Source organism: Pseudomonas sp. LBUM920, assembly GCF_003852315.1.
Taxonomy (GTDB): Bacteria; Pseudomonadota; Gammaproteobacteria; order Pseudomonadales; family Pseudomonadaceae; genus Aquipseudomonas.
Genome location: NZ_CP027762.1, coordinates 5,170,571 through 5,190,488 on the forward strand (window position 1 = coordinate 5,170,571; position 19,918 = coordinate 5,190,488).

The window sequence follows — 19,918 nt, forward strand, 5'->3', positions numbered from 1 at the left end:
AAGCGTCAGTTCCCAGCGCATCCGCTGCGCCCGCGGGAATTGCTCAAGGCAGGCGGATCCATGTCCGCCTCGCCCCAGCGCCCCTCTCAAGTTCCTTGTCAAACCTGCCGATGCCCTAATGTTCCTTTGACTGCCATCACGAGATTGCCAATACTCATGGCATATTGAGGCCACCCGCATGGAACAAGGAATGCCCCTTTGAAGCTGGAACTCAAAAACAGCTTGTCGGTGAAGTTGCTACGGGTGGTGCTGCTGTCGGCATTGATCGTGGGCGTTGCGCTGAGCGTGGCGCAGATCGTTTTCGATGCCTACAAGACGCGCCAGGCCGTGGCCGGCGATGCTCAGCGCATCCTCGACATGTTTCGCGACCCCTCGACGCAGGCGGTCTACAGCCTGGACCGCGAAATGGGCATGCAGGTGATCGAAGGCCTGTTTCAGGACGATGCCGTGCGCATGGCCTCCATCGGCCATCCCAACGAAACCATGCTCGCCGAAAAAAGCCGCGCATTACAGCAATCGCCCACCCGCTGGCTGACCGACCTGATTCTTGGCCAGGAGCGCACCTTTACCACATCATTGGTCGGCAAAGGCCCCTACAGCGAGTATTACGGTGACCTGAGCATCACCCTGGACACGGCCACCTATGGCAAAGGTTTTCTGGTCAGCTCGGTGATCATCTTTATTTCCGGCGTACTGCGCGCCCTCGCCATGGGGCTGGTGCTGTACCTGGTCTATCACTGGCTGCTGACCAAGCCGTTGTCACGGATTATCGAGCACTTGACGTCGATCAACCCGGACCGGCCCAGCGAACACAAGATCCCCCAAATCAAAGGCCATGAACGCAACGAGCTGGGGCTGTGGATCAACACCGCCAACCAGTTGCTCGAATCCATCGAACGCAATACCCACCTGCGGCACGAGGCAGAATCGAGCCTGCTGCGCATGGCCCAGTACGACTTCCTCACCGGCCTGCCCAATCGCCAGAAATTGCAGGAGCAACTGGACAAGATCCTGATCGACGCCGGCCGCCGACAGCGCCGCGTTGCGGTGTTGTGCGTAGGCCTGGATGACTTCAAAAGCGTCAACGAACAGTTCACTTATCAGGCCGGCGACAAACTGCTGCTGGCCCTGGCCGATCGCTTGCGCGCCCACAGCGGCCGCCTCGGCGCCCTGGCCCGGCTGGGCGGCGATCAGTTCGCGCTGGTGCAGGCGGATATCGACCAACCTTACGAAGCCGCCGAACTGGCACAAAGCATCCTGGATGACCTGGAAGCCGAATTTGCCCTCGAGCATGAGCAGATTCGCCTGCGTGCGACCATCGGCATCACGTTGTTCCCGGAAGACGGCGACAGCACCGAGAAGCTGCTGCAAAAAGCCGAACAGACCATGACCCTGGCCAAGAGCCGCTCGCGCAACCGCTATCAGTTCTATATCGCCAGCGTCGACAGTGAAATGCGCCGACGCCGCGAGCTGGAAAAAGACCTGCGCGACGCCCTCAGCCGCGACCAGTTTCACCTGGTCTACCAACCGCAGATCAGCTACCGCGACCACCGCGTGGTGGGCGTGGAAGCCTTGATCCGCTGGCAGCATCCGGAACACGGCCTGGTGCCGCCCGATTTGTTCATCCCGTTGGCCGAACAGAACGGCACCATTATTCCGATTGGCGAATGGGTACTCGACCAGGCCTGCCGGCAATTGCGCGAATGGCATGACCTGGGCTTCACCGCCCTGCGCATGGCGGTCAACCTGTCCACCGTGCAGTTGCACCACACCGAGCTGCCGCGGGTGGTCAACAACCTGATGCAGATTTACCGCCTGCCGCCGCGCAGCCTTGAACTGGAAGTGACCGAGACCGGCCTGATGGAAGACATCAGCACCGCCGCCCAGCACTTGCTGAGCCTGCGCCGTTCCGGGGCGCTGATTGCGATTGATGACTTCGGCACCGGCTATTCGTCCCTCAGCTACCTGAAAAGCCTGCCGCTGGACAAGATCAAGATCGACAAGAGCTTCGTCCAGGATCTGCTCGATGACGACGACGACGCAACCATCGTGCGCGCCATTATCCAACTGGGCAAAAGCCTGGGCATGCAGGTGATCGCCGAAGGCGTGGAAACCGCCGAGCAAGAGGCCTACATCATTTCCGAGGGCTGCCACGAGGGCCAGGGCTATCACTACAGCAAACCGCTGCCAGCGCGGGAGTTGGCGGCGTATCTGAAACAGTCCGAGCGCAACAACGCGGCGATTCTCTGAACGCTCAAAACAATACTAAATATTTCCCTCGCATAAACCTTTACACAAAATGCAAATCTTTCGCATTATGTCGCAGTTTTTGCGCTCCCCCGCGCGCCCTATCAACAACCGAAGCAGGATGTTCGCCATGATTCGTATGCCCCTGGCCACCGCCAGTCTGCTGGCCATTGCCATTTCTCTCGCCGGTTGCGGCGAAGGTAAAGACAAGGCCGCCGCGCCCCAAGCGCCGACCCCGGCTGCCAGCACCACCGCTCCAGCGGCTGCCACCCCAGCAGGCCAGGTCGACGAAGCGGCCGCCAAGGCCGTGGTCGCGCATTACGCTGACATGGTGTTCGCGGTGTACAGCGATGCCGAATCCACCGCAAAAACCCTGCAAACCGCAATCGACACCTTCCTCGCCAACCCGAACGACGACACCCTCAAAGCGGCCCGTACCGCCTGGATCGCCTCGCGCGTGCCGTACCTGCAGAGCGAAGTGTTCCGCTTCGGCAACACCATCATCGACGACTGGGAAGGCCAAGTTAACGCCTGGCCGCTGGACGAAGGCCTGATCGACTATGTCGACAAATCCTACGAACACGCCCTGGGTAACCCAGGCGCCAACGCCAACATCATCGCCAACACCGAGATCCAAGTGGGCGAAGACAAGGTCGACGTGAAAGAAATCACCCCGGAAAAACTCGCCAGCCTCAATGAGCTGGGCGGTTCCGAGGCCAACGTCGCCACCGGCTACCACGCCATCGAGTTCCTGCTGTGGGGCCAGGACCTCAACGGCACCGGCCCAGGCGCGGGCAACCGCCCTGCGTCGGACTACATGACCGGTGACGGTGCCACCGGCGGCAACAACGAGCGTCGTCGCACCTACCTGCGCGCGGTGACTCAGCTGCTGGTCAGCGACCTGGAAGAAATGGTCGGCAACTGGAAACCCAACGTCGAAGACAACTACCGCGCCACCCTGGAGGCCGAACCGGCCACCGACGGCCTGCGCAAAATGTTGTTCGGCATGGGCAGCCTGTCCCTCGGCGAGCTGGCCGGTGAGCGCATGAAGGTGTCCCTGGAAGCCAACTCGCCGGAAGACGAGCAGGACTGCTTCAGCGACAACACCCACAACTCGCACTTCTACGATGCCAAGGGTATTCGTAACGTTTACCTGGGCGAGTACACCCGCACTGACGGCACCAAGATGACGGGGCCGAGCTTGTCGTCCCTGGTGGCCAAAGCTGATCCGGCCGCCGACACCACGCTGAAGGCTGACCTGGCGTCAACCGAAGCGAAGATCCAGGTCATGGTTGACCACGCCAACAAGGGCGAGCACTACGACCAACTGATCGCCGCGGGTAACGACGCGGGCAACCAGATCGTGCGTGACGCCATCGCCGCGCTGGTCAAGCAGACCGGTTCGATTGAAGCGGCGGCGGGCAAGCTGGGTATCAGCGACTTGAACCCGGATAACGCCGACCACGAGTTCTGATCCGTGCCGCGTTGAATGAGGCGACCTTCGGGTCGCCTTTTTTTATGCCCGCCTATATGGAGCCCGATGACCACCACAAACCCCACATTTGATCGACGTCGCTCCCAAGCCCCGGTTTACAAGCCCTGCACCGCGGGTAGAATGGCGCCACTCTCCCAACACCCGAGCTTTCTTCATGGCGTTGCCGACCCTACGCATCATCGGTTTCATCATCGGCATCTTCCTGATCACCCTCGCGATCGCCATGGTCATTCCGATGGCCACCCTGGTGATTTTCGAACGCACCAGCGACCTGCCCTCGTTCCTGTGGGCCAGCCTGATCACCTTTCTCGCAGGTCTGGCGCTGGTCATTCCTGGCCGCCCCGAACACGTACACCTGCGCCCCCGAGACATGTACCTGCTGACCGTCAGCAGTTGGCTGGTGGTCTGCGTGTTCGCCGCGCTGCCGTTTTTACTGACCCAGCACATCAGCTACACCGACTCCTTTTTCGAAAGCATGTCGGGCATTACCGCCACCGGCTCCACCGTCTTGAGTGGGCTGGACAGCATGTCACCGGGCATCCTGATGTGGCGCTCGCTGCTGCACTGGCTGGGCGGCATCGGCTTTATCGGCATGGCGGTGGCGATCCTGCCACTGCTGCGCATTGGTGGCATGCGCCTGTTCCAGACCGAGTCCTCGGATCGCTCGGAAAAAGTCATGCCGCGCTCGCACATGGTGGCGCGCCTGATTGTGGCCGCGTATGTGGGCATCACCATCCTCGGCAGCCTGGCGTTCTGGTGGGCCGGGATGGGCTTGTTCGATGCGATCAACCACGCGATGTCGGCTATTTCCACCGGCGGGTTTTCCACCTCCGATGAGTCCCTGGCCCACTGGAAACAACCGGCGGTGCACTGGGTCGCCGTGGTGGTGATGATCCTCGGCAGCTTGCCCTTCACCCTGTATGTCGCCACCTTGCGCGGCAACCGTCGGGCGCTGATCAAGGATCAACAGGTGCAAGGCTTGCTCGGGTTGCTGCTGGTGACCTGGCTGGTACTGGGCACCTGGTACTGGTGGACCACCGACCTGCCGTGGTTCGATGCGCTGCGCCACGTGGCGGTGAACGTCACGTCGGTGGTGACGACGACCGGTTTTGCACTCGGGGACTACAGCATCTGGGGCAACTTCTCACTGATGCTGTTCTTCTACCTGGGCTTTGTTGGCGGCTGCTCGGGCTCCACGGCGGGCGGGATCAAGATCTTCCGCTTTCAGGTCGCCTACATCCTGCTCAAGGCCAACTTGAACCAGCTGATTCACCCGCGTGCAGTGATCAAGCAGAAGTACAACGGCCACCGCCTCGACGAAGAGATCGTGCGTTCGATTCTGACCTTTTCGTTCTTCTTCGCCATCACCATCTGCGCCATTGCCCTGGCACTGTCGCTACTGGGGCTGGACTGGATGACCGCATTGACTGGCGCGGCCAGCACCGTTTCCGGCGTGGGCCCGGGCCTGGGCGAAACCATCGGCCCGGCCGGTAACTTCGCCAGCCTGCCGGATGCGGCCAAGTGGATCCTGTCGTTCGGTATGCTGCTGGGCCGACTGGAGATCATTACAGTCTTTGTTCTGTGCATTCCGGCGTTTTGGCGGCACTGACCGTCGACGCCTCGAGCAACCGCGCCCGGTATTCGCCGGGCGTGGCATCGAACCAACGGCGGAACGCGCGGAAAAAATTGCTCGGGTCGGCAAACCCCAACAGGTAGGCAATTTCCAGCAGGGTCATGCTGGGCTGCGCCAGGTACTGCTCGGCGAGTTCGCGGCGGGTGTCGTCGAGCAATGTCTGGAAACTGGTGCCCTCCTCCTGCAAGCGCCGCTGCAAGGTGCGCTGGGACAGGTGCAAGGTCTGGGCGACCACTTCGCGTTTGGGTTCGCCCTGGGGCAGCAGACGGCACAGCACTTGCCGCGCCTTGTGGGTCACGCGGCTCTCGGAAAAACGCGCGAGGTATTCACCGGCAAACCGATCATGCAGCAACGCCATGGCTTCGTTCGCCGTGGGCAACGGCGCATCCATGTCGGCCTGCTCAAAAATCAGCGCGTCATAGGGTGCGTTGAATTCCAGGGGTGCATGGAAGGCTTGTTTGTAAGGCGTCAGGTCCGCCGGTTGATCGCCTTGCAGCAGCACTTTGCGCGGTTGCAAGGTGCGGCCGGTCAGCCAGCCGCACAATGCCAAAGCACTGGCCAGCGAGGCTTCGGCGCTCTGGCGAGTCGGTGGCAAGTGGTCGCCGTGCACCGTCAGAATCAGCGCATAGCCTTCAGGTAAGAGTCGGAAGCTCAAGTCGGCACTTTCGGCGATGATGCGCTGATAACGCACCAGGCGCATAAAGCCCTCGGCCAACGTGTTGCTGGACATCAGCGCATAACCGGCTACATGAAACGACGCCGGGCGAACAACCTTGCCCATGTTCAGGCCGATCGCCGGGTTGCCCGACAGCTCAACTGCCCGCTGCCACAGCCGCGTCATCGAATCCTGGGGGAAACGCGCGTCAGGGTCACTGAGGGCGGCGTAGTCCAGGCCCAATTGCTTGAACAGCACTCGGCAGTCCAGGCCGTCCATTTCCAACGCCTTGACTATCCCCATCGCCCAGCTTGCAGAAGTTGTTCGTTCGCTCATGGCGTCTTCTTAAAAAAGCAGGCTTAACGGCAGCCAGGAAGCCAAGGATACTAAAGTGGCATCTATTGTCACTGGCTGTTACCACTGATCACTCTAGACTCAAATAAGCTCCCCGCCGAACATCTGTAAGGCGGTACAACCACCCAAGGGCCGGCCAACGTGGAAAACGTCAAACAATTCAATAGCTTCGCCGAGTTCTATCCTTACTACCTGAGTGAACACGGCAACAGCACATGCCGGCGCTTGCACTTCATCGGCACCACGCTGGTGATTGGCATCCTGGCGTACGCCATCGGCAAAGGTTCGGTGGGGCTGCTGCTGGCGTTGCCCATCGCCGGTTACAGCTTCGCCTGGATCGGCCACTTCTTCTTCGAAAAGAACCGCCCGGCGACCTTCCAACACCCGCTCTACAGCCTCTTGGGCGACTTTGTGATGTACCGCGACATGATCTTGGGCAAAGTCCCTTTTTGAACAGCGCGCCTTTTAAGGGGCGTCCTTAGAGGTGTGACCTCTTGTCACTTGCCTAAAAAATGAAAATTCGTACATACGTCGACATAAAATTCTTTTTGTCATTTTCAGTGCTGTATCCTGCCAAGGCTTTTTGAGAGCGCGCAATCACACTGCGATTGATTAAACAGACCTTGCGAGGAGCGACGACGATGCACGAGATACCTAATCTCCCCTTCCCAAGCCTGCACCCAACAGAGCAGCCCACACCGCAGCAGGCCAGCGACAAACAGCCTGAGACCAAAGAAGCACAACCAGTCGACAGCAAAAGCCAGGACTGACGCCGTACCAGACCGTGTGGAAAGCGCACCTTTGAGCGCTTTCCACACTGCCTGAATCACCCGAGATGCCCGCCATGACTGATACCCTCCCCGACGCCCCCGACACCGCTGTACTCGACGCAGCGCTGCAAATGATCGACGTGTGGCACCGCCTCAGCCCTGAAAAACAGGCGCTACTGCTCGAGCGCTTCGGCACCCAGGAAAACGCCCTGGCCGCCCTGGTGACCACGCAAATGCTGACGCCTGCCAAACCCTGATCTGTCGGTAATCTGAAGTTTTTGCGTTTTGCCGCCCCGCGAGGCGTAAGCGCCGGTATCATTAGCAGCCTATCTTTACCTGCTGCGACAGTGGACCTCTCCCATGCCAGATACCCAGCGCCCCATGGCGGTCACGCTGCAAGTCGTTTCCATCGTGCTGTTTACCTTTATCGGTTACCTCAATATCGGCATTCCCCTGGCCGTGTTGCCGGGCTATGTCCACAGTGAACTGGGCTACGGCGCGGTGATTGCCGGCCTGGTGATCAGCGTGCAGTACCTGGCCACGCTGCTGAGCCGCCCGTATGCCGGCAAAATCATCGACAACCTGGGCAGCAAGCGCGCGGTGTTGATCGGCCTGGTGGGCTGCGGCCTGAGTGGCGTGTTCATGTTGCTTGCCGCGTGGTTTTCGAGCCTGCCGGCCGTCAGCCTGATCAGCCTGCTCATCGGCCGACTGGTGCTCGGCAGCGCCGAAAGCCTGGTGGGTTCGGGCGCCATCGGCTGGGGTATTGGCCGAGTCGGCGCGGCCAATACCGCCAAAGTCATTTCATGGAACGGCATCGCCAGTTACGGCGCACTGGCCGTCGGCGCACCGCTTGGGGTGGTGCTGGTGAGCCATTTCGGATTGTGGAGCATGGGCGTCAGCATCATTCTGCTGGCGGTGCTCGGCGTGTTTCTGGCCTGGAATAAAGTCGCAGCGCCGATTGTGGCCGGTGTGCGCCTGCCGTTCATGAACGTGCTGGGCCGCGTGCTGCCCCACGGCTGCGCGTTGGCCCTGGGCTCGATCGGCTTTGGCACCATCGCCACCTTTATCACCCTGTATTACACCACCCAGCACTGGGACAACGCCGTGTGGGCACTGAGCCTGTTCGGCGCCAGCTTCATCGGCGCGCGCCTGCTGTTCGGCAATTTGATCAACCGGATCGGCGGCTTTCGCGTGGCGATTGCTTGCCTGTCCGTGGAAATTCTCGGGTTGCTGTTGCTGTGGCTGGCGCCTGACGCCCACCTCGCCCTGGCCGGTGCGGCGTTGAGCGGGTTCGGCTTTTCCCTGGTGTTTCCGGCGCTGGGGGTGGAGGCGGTCAACCTGGTGCCAGCCTCCAGCCGGGGCTCGGCGGTGGGGGCTTATTCGCTGTTTATCGACTTGTCGTTGGGCATCACCGGCCCGTTGGCGGGTGCGGTGGCGGCGGGTTTCGGCTTTGCCTCAATCTTTCTGTTCGCCGCGCTCGCCGCCGCAGGTGGCTTGCTGCTGAGCCTGTACCTGTACCGACAAGCGCCCAAGGCCCGCGAAGCGCGCGACGCTTAAAAGTCGACCTTGCCGCGCCCGGCCTTGATGCTACCGCGCTTGGTCTTGGATTCCAGGCGGCGCTTCTTCGAGCCCAGGGTGGGCTTGGTCGGGCGGCGCTTCTTCTCGACCTTGGTGGCGCTGAGGATCAACTCCACCAGGCGCTCCAGCGCATCCGCGCGATTCTGTTCCTGGGTCCGGTATTGCTGGGCCTTGAGCACCAGCACGCCTTCACTGGTGATACGGCTGTCGCGCAGCGCCAGCAGCCGTTCCTTGTAAAAGTCCGGCAACGACGACGCCGGAATATCAAACCGCAGGTGCACCGCGCTCGATACCTTGTTGACGTTCTGCCCACCGGCGCCCTGGGCGCGAATGGCGGTCAGCTCGATCTCGGCATCGGGCAGGTGCACGTTGTTGGAAATTACCAGCATCACTCAAAAACCTTAGGCAACGGACAAGCCCAATTCGGATAACAACATCGACGCCTGGGCTTTGGAAATCACGGCGCCTTTGAACAGTTTGGCATCATTGAGGCGAAAGCCGCTCAAATCCGCGCCCCGCAAGTCAGCGCCGGCAAAATTGGCACCGTTGATGCGGGCGTGGGCGAGGCTGCAGTCGATCAGTTCGGCCTTGCGAAAGTCTGCATCCGACAAGTCGCTGTCGGAAAAATCCAGATTATTGAGCACGGTTCGGGCAAACGACAGGCCGGACAAGAACGCGCTGTTGAGCAAGGTTTCGCTGAAGCTCAGGCCCAGGGACGCACAATGGGTGAAGTTGGCGCCCGTCAGTTTGCACTGCGTGAAATTGGCTTGGGACAACTTGCTGCGCTGCCAACGGGTGTTGTTCAGGTCGCAGCTGATCAATTGCGCCTCGAGCAGGTTGGCCGCCTCGAACACGGCGTGCCCGGCCCGGCAACTTTTCCACTGCGTGCCTTCCAGGCGCGCACCGAGAAAGGAGGTTTGCGCCAGTGTGCAGCGCTCGAACACCCAATGCTCCAGCACCATCCGCGACAGGTCTGCCCCGCTCAAATCGACGCCCATCAAGCGCAACGGCCCGCGGTGCTGGTCGATCAGGTCTTGCACCTCATCGCGCTGCAAGCTGCCGCCGTCGATATCGATGTGCTGCATGAAGCCTCCGGGCAAGGGTCGATGAAAAAGAAGGCGCGAGTCTACCCTGTCGGCTCCGACAAAAAACCCGGCAAGGCGCCGGGTTTTCTGTTGAGGCAACACGGCTTACTTCAACGCCGCACTCGCCGTGGTCAACGCCGCTTCAGCGCTGCGCTTGTTCTTGATCCAGTAGCACAGCCCCATGAACGCCACCCATACCGGAATCGCGTACACCGAGACCTGAATGCCCGGAATCATCAGCATGATCACCAGGATAAACGCCACGAACGCCAGGCAAACGTAGTTGCCGTACGGGTACCACAGCGCTTTGAACAGCGGCACCTGGCCGGTGCGGTCCATGTGCTGGCGGAATTTTACGTGCGAGAAGCTGATCATCGCCCAGTTGATCACCAGCGTGGCCACGACCAGCGACATCAGCAGCTCGAGCGCGTGTTGCGGGATCAGGTAATTCATCAGCACCGCCACCAGGGTGACCGCCGCCGACGCGAGGATCGAACGCACCGGTACGCCACGCTTGTCGATCTTCGCCAGGGCTCTGGGCGCATCGCCCTGCTCGGCCATGCCCAGCAGCATGCGGCTGTTGCAGTAGGTGCCGCTGTTGTACACCGACAGCGCTGCGGTCAGCACCACGAAGTTAAGGATGTGCGCGGCAGTGTTGCTGCCCAGCATCGAAAACACCTGCACGAACGGGCTGCCGCTGTAGGCATCGCCGGACGCATTGAGGGTTGCCAGCAGGCTGTCCCACGGTGTCAGCGATAACAGCACCACCAGCGCGCCGATGTAGAAAATCAGGATGCGGTAGATCACCTGATTGATCGCTTTTGGGATCACCGTTCGCGGCTGGTCAGCTTCGGCTGCGGTAAAACCGAGCATCTCCAGGCCGCCAAACGAGAACATGATGATCGCCATGGCCATCACCAAACCGCTGACGCCATGCGGGAAGAAACCGCCGTGGTCCCACAGGTTGCTCACCGAGGCTTGCGGTCCGCCACTGCCGCTGACCAGCAGGTAGCTGCCCAGGGCGATCATGCCGACGATGGCCACTACCTTGATGATGGCAAACCAGAACTCGGCCTCGCCGAAGACTTTGACGTTGGCCAGGTTGATCATATTGATCAGCACGAAGAACGCTGCCGCCGAGACCCAGGTCGGGATCTCCGGCCACCAGTAGTGCACGTATTTGCCGACCGCCGTCAGCTCCGACATGCCCACCAGAATGTACAGAATCCAGCAGTTCCAGCCCGACAGGAAGCCAGCGAAACCGCCCCAGTACTTATGGGCAAAGTGGCTGAAGGAACCGGCGACCGGCTCTTCGACGATCATCTCGCCGAGCTGGCGCATGATCATGAAGGCGATAAAGCCGCAGATGGCGTAGCCCAGGATCATCGACGGCCCGGCTGATTTAAGCACCCCGGCCGAGCCCAGGAACAGGCCGGTACCGATGGCGCCACCGAGGGCGATCAACTGGATATGCCGATTTTTCAGGCCGCGTTTCAGCTCGCCTGAAGAGGAATGGGGTCCACTCATGAAAAGGATCTCACGCAAGGTTTGATGATGTTGAATGCACGTTGCTGCCTTGAATCTCGACTCAAGCAGCGCCGCTCAAACCCCAGCGCAGGCACCAGGAGTACAGCGTCTTTCTAACGGTCATGCGTCACCTGTTTGTTTTTATCTGTGACGAAATCGAACCCGTCCGGCTCGTGGCCAGGCGGAGTGATCAGGGTGGATAAACCCTGAGGTCTTGGCCTTTTGCGTAGGTACGCAAGGGAGTCACAGTAAAACGCGGCGCATTGTACACCGCTCGACAGCTTCGGGCCGCCCCCGGGGCGTGCCTGTGACAATCTGTCAGGCATTCCTTACAGCGCCGGGGTGTCCAATAAGGGCGCGTGTTTATCGTAAATTAATCGTTACAGCCCGGAAAATAAGCGTTACAGCCGCGCTTGATCCGTCAGAAAACGGAAAAATGTCAGTATGAAAAATCCTACAAATTAGCTTCGCCAGTCCGTTGTTTTTTCTGAATAAAAAACCGCCGCTAAAAAACAGAAGAAAAAATCCAAATGAGACCGTGTCAATAAATATTTTGCATTCTGAAACACACTCTCCTAGGTTCTTTCACTTGCCAGCGAAGCCCGTTGGCAAGCCGTTCTCAAACAACGTCCTCTAGGAGATACACCATGCAAGCACTGGAAAACGACCTGGAAACCGAACTGCAACTCGACGATTGGTTTGAAGCGCCGACCCATGAGGCCGCCGTTGAAATGATGCAAGCTGATGCCGTTGTGCCCTTTGGCACCGCGATGTGGCCTTTCTAACACCCGGCAGGCAACCGGCAGGTGTTGTGCACGGCACCTGCCCCCTTACCCCAGGCACAGAAGGACACACGTCATGGACAAGGCCCGCGCCGTCGAACACTTTCTCTACTACCTTGCGCATCACCCGGCCCTCAATGGCCTGAGCCGCCCAACCGTGCTGCTGGGCCACACCGAGCGCTATGACGCCATTGCCCAGGCGATCACCCACGGCAGCGCCGCCCGATTCAATTTCCAGTTGCAGCGCCTGGACCTGGCCGCCGGCGATACCCTGGCCCAGGCCATCGAAACCTGTGACCTGTACCTGTTTCTCTACGATTCCTCGACCCTGCCCAACCCACGCGCCGAAGGCCCGGACTTTATCCGCGCCCTGCAGGAGGTGATGGCCGAGCACTGGAAGAAATCCCTGCTGTTCAAGGATTACGGCGACTATTTCTACGACACCTTCAGCGTCGAGCCGCAACGCATTGCCGACCTCAACGCCACGCTGATCCGACGCATGTCCCAGGCCAACGTGCTGAGCTTTACCGACAAACACGGCTCGCGCCTGGAAGCGCCGATGAGCAGCATCAAGAAGTGGACCAATATCAATGGCGTCGGCAACCATGACCTGGCGCCGGGCGAGATCGCCACGCACAGCGAGGCCATCAACGGCCAGGTGCGGTTTGTCGGCACGTTTCTGAGCACCATCCCGTTTGCGCGCAAATACGGCGTACTGCAATCACCGCTGGAGCTGTGGATCGAGAACTCGACGATTTGCAGCGTGGCCAGCGATGTGCCGGGCTTGGCGGACGATTTCAACAAGTACTTGAATGCCAACCCGTCCAACCGTCGCGTGGAAGAGCTGGGGATTGGCACCAATGAAGGGGTCAAGGATTTGTACGCGCGCAATGCCGGGTTCGAGGAGCGCCATTGCGGCTTGCACCTGGGCTTGGGCGGCGGGCAGAAAGGCAGTCATCACCTGGATTTGATCTTTGCCAGCGGCGTGTTGGCGCTGGATGACAAGCCGGTGTTTGATGGAACGTTTGCGTTCTGAGCACAAAATTCAGAAACACCGGAGATACAAATGTGGGAGCGGGCTTGCTCGCGAATGCGCAGTGTCAGTCACCCGATGTACTGACTGCTCCACCGCATTCGCGAGCAAGCCCGCTCCCACATTTTTGACCGTATTTCATGGCACAAAAAAACGCCAACCCAAGGGTTGGCGTTTTTTTTGTGCAGCACTTACATCACTGCGGCTTCTTGCGACCAAAACCAGGACGCTGGCCCGAACCGGCCGGGGCGCCACGGCGCTTGCCCGACGGCTCGTCCGCGACCAGTTTCGGCCCAGGACGCTTGTTCGCTGCCGGCTTGGCTGGACGCTTGGTGCTGGCGCTGTCGGCTGGGCGGTCGGATGCCGGAGCACCACGGCCTTCACCACGGTTGCCGCGACCGCCGCTTGGTGCTTCGCCGCCACGCGCAGGACGCGGGGTGCGAGGGCCACGCTCGCCTTCCTGGCGGGACGGCGCGGTTGGGCGACGCTCGCCTTCGATGTGCGGCTCACGCGAGATGCGACCGCCGGTGGCCGGCGCGTTCAGCGCGGGGCGCAGGGTGCGGGCAACACGTTCGGTACGGGCCACAGGACGCGACGATTTACGCTGCATACGCTCAAGCTTGTCTTTGCTCTTGGCGTTCATCTGCGGCATGGCAACCGGCGTCAGACCAACTTCAGCGCTGAGGATATCGACCTCGTACTGGCTCATTTCGCGCCAGCGGCCCATCGGCAGGTCGGAGTTCAAGAACACCGGGCCGAAACGCACGCGTTTCAGGCGGCTGACCACCAGGCCCTGGGATTCCCACAGGCGACGCACTTCACGGTTACGGCCTTCCATCACCACGCAGTGGTACCAATGGTTGAAACCTTCGCCGCCTGGCGCCTGCTTGATGTCGGTGAACTTGGCCGGGCCGTCTTCAAGGACGACGCCCGCTTTCAAGCGCTCGATCATCTCGTCATCGACTTCACCGCGTACACGCACGGCGTATTCACGGTCCATCTCGTAGGACGGGTGCATCAGGCGGTTGGCCAGCTCGCCGTCGGTGGTGAACATCAGCAAACCGGTGGTGTTGATGTCCAGACGGCCGATGTTGATCCAGCGGCCTTCTTTCGGCTTGGGCATCTTGTCGAACACGGTCGGACGGCCTTCCGGGTCGTCACGGGTGCAGATCTCGCCGTCGGGCTTGTTGTACATGATGACGCGGCGCACCGATTCGGCGGCCTCTTCACGCTTGATGACCTTGCCATCAATGGTGATTGCATCGTGCAGGTCGACGCGCTGGCCAAGGGTGGCTTCAACGCCGTTGACCTTGATGCGCTTCTGGGTGATCCAGGCTTCGACGTCGCGGCGCGAGCCCACGCCGATACGCGCCAGCACCTTTTGCAGTTTTTCGCCTGCTGGGCCGATTTCCTGGCTGTCGTTCTGGTCTTGGTCGTTCATCTTAAGCACCTCCCGGTGGGTCGATTCAGGCGTGGCCTGAGGAGTGTTGAAAGCGGGGCTTTGGGCGAATACGTCGCCAAAGGGTCGCGAATCATACGCGCATGGCGCGCGTCGCGCATCACAGACTAGTCGATTAAGGCGCAGTCATTTGCTTTTCCGCCGACCGGTGGCGCCCAACGCCAATAGGCGCAGCTCGGCTTCGGCCAATACTGTGCGCTTGTCGACCTTGTCGAGCTTCTTCCAGGCGCGGATTTCGCGCTTGCTGCGGCCACAGCCGACGCAGATATCGTCGCTGAATTTGCAGATGCTGATGCACGGGTCTTTGGTGGAACTCATGTTTTCTCCCAGACAATCCAGACAATGGAGATCCAATGTGGCAAGGGGGCTTGCCCCGATGCAGTGTGTGAGCCTGCATTTTTGTCACTGGGGCACTGCTATCGGGGGCAAGCCCCCTCCCACATCGAAGTGCGTCAGTCTTCGAGTTGGCGGCGTTCGTTTTCGATGGCCTCGGCCAGCGCCCGGGCTTCGTCTTCCTCGTCGCTCAACGGCGGTTGTTCGAGGGCGGCGACGGCAGCCAGGAGTTTCTCGCGGGCTTCAGCCACGCCAAGGATGTCTTCCTCGGGCTCCGGTTCTGGCTCGGCTTCCGGTTCCAGTTCCGGTTCCGGTTCCGGTTCCGGTTCCGGTTCCGGTTCAACTTCGACCTCGGGCGCGGTTTCACCGTTCACCTGGGTTTGCGGTTCACTCGCACCGTCACGCAGCAAGTCGTCGAAGTCTGTCTTGATCCCCTGCTCCATGTCGTCCAATTCGAGTAACAAGGTATGGAAACTGGTCTCGTCCTTCGGCTCTTCCGGCTCGGCCGTGGCGTCGGCGAGTTCCTGCAGGCTGGCAGGAACCGGTGCGTCGTCGAAATCCAATACCGGTTCGGCCTCCATCTCGCGCAGTTCGGCGAGCGGCGGCAGGTCATCCAGGTTTTTCAGGTTGAAGTGGTCGAGGAACACCTTGGTGGTGGCAAACATCGCCGGTTTGCCGGGCACATCGCGGTAGCCGACGATGCGGATCCACTCACGCTCCAGCAATGTCTTGACGATATGGCTGTTGACCGCCACACCGCGCACGTCCTCGATTTCGCCCCGGGTGATTGGCTGGCGATAGGCGATCAGCGCCATGGTCTCCAGCATCGCCCGCGAATAACGCTGTGGGCGCTCTTCCCACAGACGGCCGACCCAGGGGGAAAACTTCTCACGGATCTGCAGGCGATAACCCGACGCCACTTCGCGCAGCTCAAAGGCGCGACCATCGCAGGACTTGCGCAGGATCTCCAATGCCTTCTTGAACACCGGTGGCTCAGGGCGCTCGGCCTCTTCAAAGAGTTCGAACAGGCGCTCAAGGGATTGCGGTTTACCCGAGGCCAGGAGAAAGGCTTCCAGCAGCGGCGCCAGTTCGCGGGGTTCAGTCAAATTCATCGATTCAGCTCGTTATTCGGCTCGCGCCCGCACGTGGATAGCCGCAAAAGGCTCATTCTGGACCAGCTCGACCAAGGATTCCTTGACCAGCTCAAGGATCGCCATAAAGGTCACCACCACCCCCAGGCGCCCTTCTTCTTTGGTGAACAACTCGACAAAGGGTACAAACCCGCCGCCCTTGAGGCGTTCGAGCACATCGCTCATGCGCTCGCGGGTCGACAGCGCCTCGCGACTGACCTGGTGGCTTTCAAACATGTCGCCCCGGCGCAGCACTTCGGCCATGGACATCAGCAATTCTTCCAGGCTCACATCCGGCAGCAGCTTGCGCGCCCGGGCTTCCGGGGCGTCGAGCTTGGGCACCACCACGTCACGGCCAACGCGGCTCAGGCCGTCGATGCCTTCGGCGGCGGCCTTGAAACGTTCGTACTCTTGCAGGCGACGGATCAGTTCGGCGCGCGGGTCGTCCTCTTCGGCTTCGATGGTCTCCGAGCGCGGCAACAGCATGCGCGACTTGATCTCGGCGAGCATCGCGGCCATCACCAGGTACTCGGCGGCCAGCTCCAGGCGCACGGTCTGCATCAGCTCGACATACCCCATGTACTGGCGAGTGATTTCCGCCACCGGGATGTCGAGGATATTGATGTTCTGCTTGCGGATCAGGTACAGCAGCAAGTCCAGCGGGCCTTCGAAGGCTTCAAGGAACACTTCCAGGGCGTCCGGCGGGATGTACAGGTCCAGCGGCATTTCCAGGACCGCCTGGCCATAGACCATGGCAAACGGCAGTTCCTGCTGGGCGCCGGCCTGGCTGTCGACGGTTTCGACGACCGACATTCAGGCCTCGACCATGAACGGCGTCGGATCGCCGCAACCCACACGCACCACTTCCGGCTCGCCGTCGGCCAGGTTGATCACGGTGGAGGCCTTGTTGCCGCCGTAGCCGCCGTCGATGATCAAGTCGACGTGTTTTTCCAGCAGGCGGCGCATTTCGTACGGGTCGTACAGCGGCTCTTCTTCACCGGGCAGGATCAACGACACACTCATCAGCGGCTCGCCCAGTTCAGCCAGCAACGCCAGGGCAATCGGATGCTCCGGCACACGCAGGCCGATGGTGCGCTTTTTGGGGTGCAGCAACAAACGCGGTACTTCGCGGGTGGCGTTGAGGATAAAGGTGTAGGGCCCCGGCGTATGGGCCTTGAGCAGGCGGAAGGTGCCGGTGTCGACCTTCGCAAACAGCCCAAGTTGGGACAGGTCGCTGCAAATCAGTGCGAAGTTGTGATTCTTGTCCAGGTCACGCAGGCGTCTGACCCGTTCAACCGCGTTCTTGTCGCCGATTTGGCAACCAATGGCGTAGGACGAGTCGGTTGGGTAGATCACCACGCCGCCGGCGCGGATGATCTCCACGGCCTGTTTAATCAGGCGCGCTTGAGGGTTTTCCGGATGAATCTGGAAGAATTGACTCACGTGTTCTACCTGTTCAGACGGTGGCAATAATGGGGTCATGCTTGAATCGCCCCCACAACAGCGGCAGATCTTCCGGTACCTGGCGATACTCGCCAATCTCGGACCAGCCGCCTGGGCCATGAAAGTCACTGCCGGCGCTGACCAGCAGACCAAATTCGCGAGCAAGTATCGCCAGGCTGCCCACCTGATCGGCGGGTTGGTGCCCGTTGACCACTTCGATAGCGTGGCCGCCCGCTCCAATATAGTCGGCAATCAGCTTGCGGCGCTTGCTGCGGGTGAAATCGTAATGCCAAGGATGCGCCAGGCTGACCCAGGCCCCAGCGGCCCGCAGAGTGGCGACGGTGTCTTCCAGGGTCGGCCAGTGTTGCTTGACGTCACCCAACTTGCCGGCGCCCAGCCATTTGCGAAAGGCCTCGGCGCGATCCTTTACAAAACCTTCACGCACCATCCAGTCGGCAAAGTGCGGACGGGCTGGTGCGTTGCCGCTGTCGCCCAGTTCCTGCTGGATGGCGCGGGCGCCCTCCAGGGCATTGGGCATGCCTTTAAGGCTGAGCTTGCGGCTTATTTCTTCGGACCGCAGCCAGCGGCCATCGTGCAATTGGGCAATGGCCTCGACCAACGGCGCGGCGTTCTGATCAAAACCGTAACCGAGCACATGAATGGTGGCGCCGCCCCAGGTGCAGGACAATTCCACGCCGTTGACCAGCTGCATGCCCAACGCATGCGCGGCCGTACGGGCTTCATCGAGGCCTTCGAGGGTGTCGTGGTCGGTCAAAGACAGGACTCGCACGCCTTTTTCAAACGCACGCGCAACCAGTACCGCGGGCGCCAGGGCGCCGTCGGAGGCCGTGCTGTGGCAGTGCAAATCAACATTCACGGGGGTGTGTAACCTCAAGTCAGCTGGCGCTATCGCAACCAAGGATGTTTGTTATTATGCCGCCACATCCAGCTTCTGGCTCTTACTGTGAAACAATTCATCGACTTCATCCCGCTGTTGCTGTTTTTCATCGTTACCAAACTCGACCCCAGGCTCATTGATATCGCCGGTCACGAGCTGACATTCGGGGGCATCTACAGCGCCACCGCCGTGCTGATCATCAGCTCGATCGTGGTCTACGGCGCCATCTTCATCTCCCAGCGCAAGCTGGAAAAAAGCCAATGGCTGACCCTGATTGCCTGCCTGGTATTCGGTGGCCTGACCCTGGCCTTCCACAGCGAAACCTTCCTTAAATGGAAAGCCCCCGTGGTGAACTGGCTGTTCGCCCTGGTCTTCATCGGCAGCCACTTCATCGGTGATCGCCTGCTGATCAAGCGCATCATGGGCCATGCACTGACCCTGCCGGACCCGGTGTGGACACGCTTGAACGTGGCCTGGATCGTGTTTTTCCTGTTCTGCGGCGCCGCCAACCTGTTCGTGGCCTTTACCTTCCAGGCCTACTGGGTCGACTTCAAGGTCTTCGGCAGCCTGGGCATGACCGTATTGTTCCTGATCGGCCAGGGTATCTACCTGTCGCGCCATCTGCATGACACCGCCCCTACCACGCCGAAAACCGAGGACTGACATGCTCTACGCCATCATTGCTACCGACGTTGCCAACTCGCTGGAAAAACGCCTGTCCGTGCGCCCGGCCCACATCGAACGCCTCAAACAGCTGCAAGCCGAAGGCCGCATCGTGCTGGCCGGCCCACACCCGGCCGTGGACAGCAACGACCCAGGCGACGCCGGCTTCACCGGCAGCCTGATCGTCGCCGAGTTTGCGTCGTTGGCCGACGCCCAAGCCTGGGCCAAGGCCGACCCGTATGTAGCAGCAGGCGTCTACGCTGATGTGGTGATCAAGCCGTTCAAGCAAGTCCTGCCTTGAACCGCTTTCTTTAATAAAGCCGGGCCGAACCTATTCGGTTCGGCGCGCTCCTAATTGCTCATTATTCTCGGTAACCTGCCGACAACGTTCTGAATATTCGTGTGGAATCAGGAGTTCCGATGCGCTTACGTCAGTTGTGTCTGTTGGCCGTGTTAACGATCGGGGCTACCGCCCACGCTGAAGAAACCTCGAACACCGGCAGTTCCACGCCCCTGTCCCTGAGTGCCGGCAGCCAGATCACCGAGTTGCAGCAACGTTTGAAAGAAAGTGAACGGCTGCGTGAAGAGCTGAGCAAGCAATTGCAAAGCGCAGACACTGCCCGCGAAAGTGCCCAACTGAGTCGCTTGCGCCAAGAGAACCAACGCCTGGCCCAGCAACTCAAAGCATCACAAGGCGGCGCCTTGACCCGCTGGCTGACCGAGCAACAACAGTGGTTTGTCACCGGAGGGGCCGTCGCCCTGATCGCCCTGCTGTGCGGTATCTTCGCCAGCGGTGGGCACCGTCGCCGTCGACAATGGCTAAATTGAGTGAG

General features: G+C 60.6%; 21 protein-coding genes. 11 read left to right on the forward strand and 10 right to left on the reverse strand.

Annotated elements, in window-relative coordinates:
• Positions 1 to 198: 198 nt before the first annotated feature.
• The 3 genes from C4J83_RS23925 (at position 199) to C4J83_RS23935 (ending at position 5,351) form a co-directional block, all read left to right on the forward strand.
• Positions 199 to 2,250: a putative bifunctional diguanylate cyclase/phosphodiesterase gene (locus C4J83_RS23925; protein WP_119741462.1), complete on the forward strand. Its 2,052-nt coding sequence runs from the start codon at positions 199 to 201 to the stop codon at positions 2,248 to 2,250.
• A gap of 127 nt (positions 2,251 to 2,377) precedes the next feature.
• The gene (locus C4J83_RS23930) at positions 2,378 to 3,721 is read left to right on the forward strand and encodes an imelysin family protein (RefSeq protein WP_106578430.1); all 1,344 of its coding nucleotides are present in this window, start codon (positions 2,378 to 2,380) and stop codon (positions 3,719 to 3,721) included.
• 175 nt (positions 3,722 to 3,896) lie between these two features.
• On the forward strand, positions 3,897 to 5,351 hold the full coding sequence (locus C4J83_RS23935) for a TrkH family potassium uptake protein (protein WP_106578429.1): 1,455 nt from the start codon (positions 3,897 to 3,899) through the stop codon (positions 5,349 to 5,351).
• Here the strand turns inward: C4J83_RS23935 and C4J83_RS23940 are convergent.
• Positions 5,308 to 6,366 (reverse strand): AraC family transcriptional regulator, encoded by a 1,059-nt coding sequence (locus C4J83_RS23940; protein WP_106578428.1) that lies wholly within the window; start codon positions 6,364 to 6,366, stop codon positions 5,308 to 5,310. The two genes, C4J83_RS23935 and C4J83_RS23940, sit on opposite strands and share 44 nt — an antisense overlap.
• A 159-nt stretch (positions 6,367 to 6,525) precedes the next feature.
• Between C4J83_RS23940 and C4J83_RS23945 the strand changes: the two genes are divergently transcribed.
• From C4J83_RS23945 to C4J83_RS23955, 3 genes are all read left to right on the forward strand, one after another.
• Positions 6,526 to 6,837: an Mpo1-like protein gene (locus C4J83_RS23945; protein ID WP_124418341.1), complete on the forward strand. Its 312-nt coding sequence runs from the start codon at positions 6,526 to 6,528 to the stop codon at positions 6,835 to 6,837.
• Between the two features lie 391 nt (positions 6,838 to 7,228).
• On the forward strand, positions 7,229 to 7,411 hold the full coding sequence (locus C4J83_RS23950) for a hypothetical protein (RefSeq protein WP_119742787.1): 183 nt from the start codon (positions 7,229 to 7,231) through the stop codon (positions 7,409 to 7,411).
• A gap of 103 nt (positions 7,412 to 7,514) precedes the next feature.
• On the forward strand, positions 7,515 to 8,711 hold the full coding sequence (locus tag C4J83_RS23955) for an MFS transporter (RefSeq protein WP_106578425.1): 1,197 nt from the start codon (positions 7,515 to 7,517) through the stop codon (positions 8,709 to 8,711).
• Here the strand turns inward: C4J83_RS23955 and arfB are convergent.
• From arfB to C4J83_RS23970, 3 genes are all read right to left on the reverse strand, one after another.
• Complete coding sequence (gene arfB, locus C4J83_RS23960; protein WP_034109044.1) at positions 8,708 to 9,121, reverse strand: alternative ribosome rescue aminoacyl-tRNA hydrolase ArfB; 414 nt, start codon at positions 9,119 to 9,121, stop codon at positions 8,708 to 8,710. The genes C4J83_RS23955 and arfB overlap by 4 nt on opposite strands.
• A 12-nt stretch (positions 9,122 to 9,133) precedes the next feature.
• The gene (locus C4J83_RS23965; RefSeq protein WP_106578424.1) at positions 9,134 to 9,817 is read right to left on the reverse strand and encodes a pentapeptide repeat-containing protein; all 684 of its coding nucleotides are present in this window, start codon (positions 9,815 to 9,817) and stop codon (positions 9,134 to 9,136) included.
• Between the two features lie 105 nt (positions 9,818 to 9,922).
• Complete coding sequence (locus C4J83_RS23970) at positions 9,923 to 11,344, reverse strand: amino acid permease (RefSeq protein ID WP_124418342.1); 1,422 nt, start codon at positions 11,342 to 11,344, stop codon at positions 9,923 to 9,925.
• 647 nt (positions 11,345 to 11,991) lie between these two features.
• On the opposite strand from C4J83_RS23970, the gene C4J83_RS30555 reads away from it, so the two are divergent.
• Together C4J83_RS30555 and C4J83_RS23980 are read left to right on the forward strand one after the other, a co-directional pair.
• Positions 11,992 to 12,129 carry a hypothetical protein gene (locus C4J83_RS30555; RefSeq protein ID WP_003175756.1) on the forward strand — a complete coding sequence of 46 codons (138 nt, stop codon included), beginning with the start codon at positions 11,992 to 11,994 and terminating at the stop codon, positions 12,127 to 12,129.
• Between the two features lie 73 nt (positions 12,130 to 12,202).
• Positions 12,203 to 13,162: a CgnE/CgnB domain-containing protein gene (locus tag C4J83_RS23980; RefSeq protein WP_124418344.1), complete on the forward strand. Its 960-nt coding sequence runs from the start codon at positions 12,203 to 12,205 to the stop codon at positions 13,160 to 13,162.
• A 193-nt stretch (positions 13,163 to 13,355) separates the two neighbouring features.
• Here the strand turns inward: C4J83_RS23980 and rluB are convergent, their stop codons facing one another.
• The 6 genes from rluB to C4J83_RS24010 all read right to left on the reverse strand — a co-directional run bounded on the left by rluB (position 13,356) and on the right by C4J83_RS24010 (position 18,401).
• On the reverse strand, positions 13,356 to 14,600 hold the full coding sequence (gene rluB / locus C4J83_RS23985; RefSeq protein ID WP_106578420.1) for a 23S rRNA pseudouridine(2605) synthase RluB: 1,245 nt from the start codon (positions 14,598 to 14,600) through the stop codon (positions 13,356 to 13,358).
• 144 nt (positions 14,601 to 14,744) lie between these two features.
• Positions 14,745 to 14,936 carry a DUF1289 domain-containing protein gene (locus tag C4J83_RS23990; RefSeq protein WP_005790815.1) on the reverse strand — a complete coding sequence of 64 codons (192 nt, stop codon included), beginning with the start codon at positions 14,934 to 14,936 and terminating at the stop codon, positions 14,745 to 14,747.
• Between the two features lie 134 nt (positions 14,937 to 15,070).
• Positions 15,071 to 16,063, reverse strand: a complete 993-nt coding sequence (scpB, locus tag C4J83_RS23995; protein ID WP_124418345.1) for an SMC-Scp complex subunit ScpB — start codon at positions 16,061 to 16,063, stop codon at positions 15,071 to 15,073.
• A 12-nt stretch (positions 16,064 to 16,075) separates the two neighbouring features.
• Positions 16,076 to 16,894 carry a segregation and condensation protein A gene (locus C4J83_RS24000; RefSeq protein WP_106578418.1) on the reverse strand — a complete coding sequence of 273 codons (819 nt, stop codon included), beginning with the start codon at positions 16,892 to 16,894 and terminating at the stop codon, positions 16,076 to 16,078.
• Positions 16,895 to 17,524, reverse strand: coding sequence for an L-threonylcarbamoyladenylate synthase (locus C4J83_RS24005; protein ID WP_106578417.1), 630 nt, complete (start codon positions 17,522 to 17,524; stop codon positions 16,895 to 16,897).
• A gap of 13 nt (positions 17,525 to 17,537) precedes the next feature.
• A complete protein-coding gene (locus C4J83_RS24010; RefSeq protein WP_106578416.1) occupies positions 17,538 to 18,401 on the reverse strand; it encodes a PHP domain-containing protein in 864 nt (287 codons plus the stop codon).
• A gap of 87 nt (positions 18,402 to 18,488) precedes the next feature.
• Here C4J83_RS24010 and C4J83_RS24015 point away from each other — a divergent pair, with 87 nt between their 5' ends.
• The 3 genes from C4J83_RS24015 (at position 18,489) to C4J83_RS24025 (ending at position 19,913) form a co-directional block, all read left to right on the forward strand.
• On the forward strand, positions 18,489 to 19,085 hold the full coding sequence (locus tag C4J83_RS24015; RefSeq protein WP_124418346.1) for a septation protein A: 597 nt from the start codon (positions 18,489 to 18,491) through the stop codon (positions 19,083 to 19,085).
• Position 19,086: 1 nt separating this feature from the next.
• Positions 19,087 to 19,386 (forward strand): YciI family protein, encoded by a 300-nt coding sequence (locus C4J83_RS24020; RefSeq protein ID WP_106119611.1) that lies wholly within the window; start codon positions 19,087 to 19,089, stop codon positions 19,384 to 19,386.
• 119 nt (positions 19,387 to 19,505) lie between these two features.
• Entirely contained in the window at positions 19,506 to 19,913 is a 408-nt protein-coding gene (locus C4J83_RS24025; protein ID WP_124418347.1) for an SH3 domain-containing protein, read from the forward strand.
• Positions 19,914 to 19,918 lie beyond the last annotated feature (5 nt).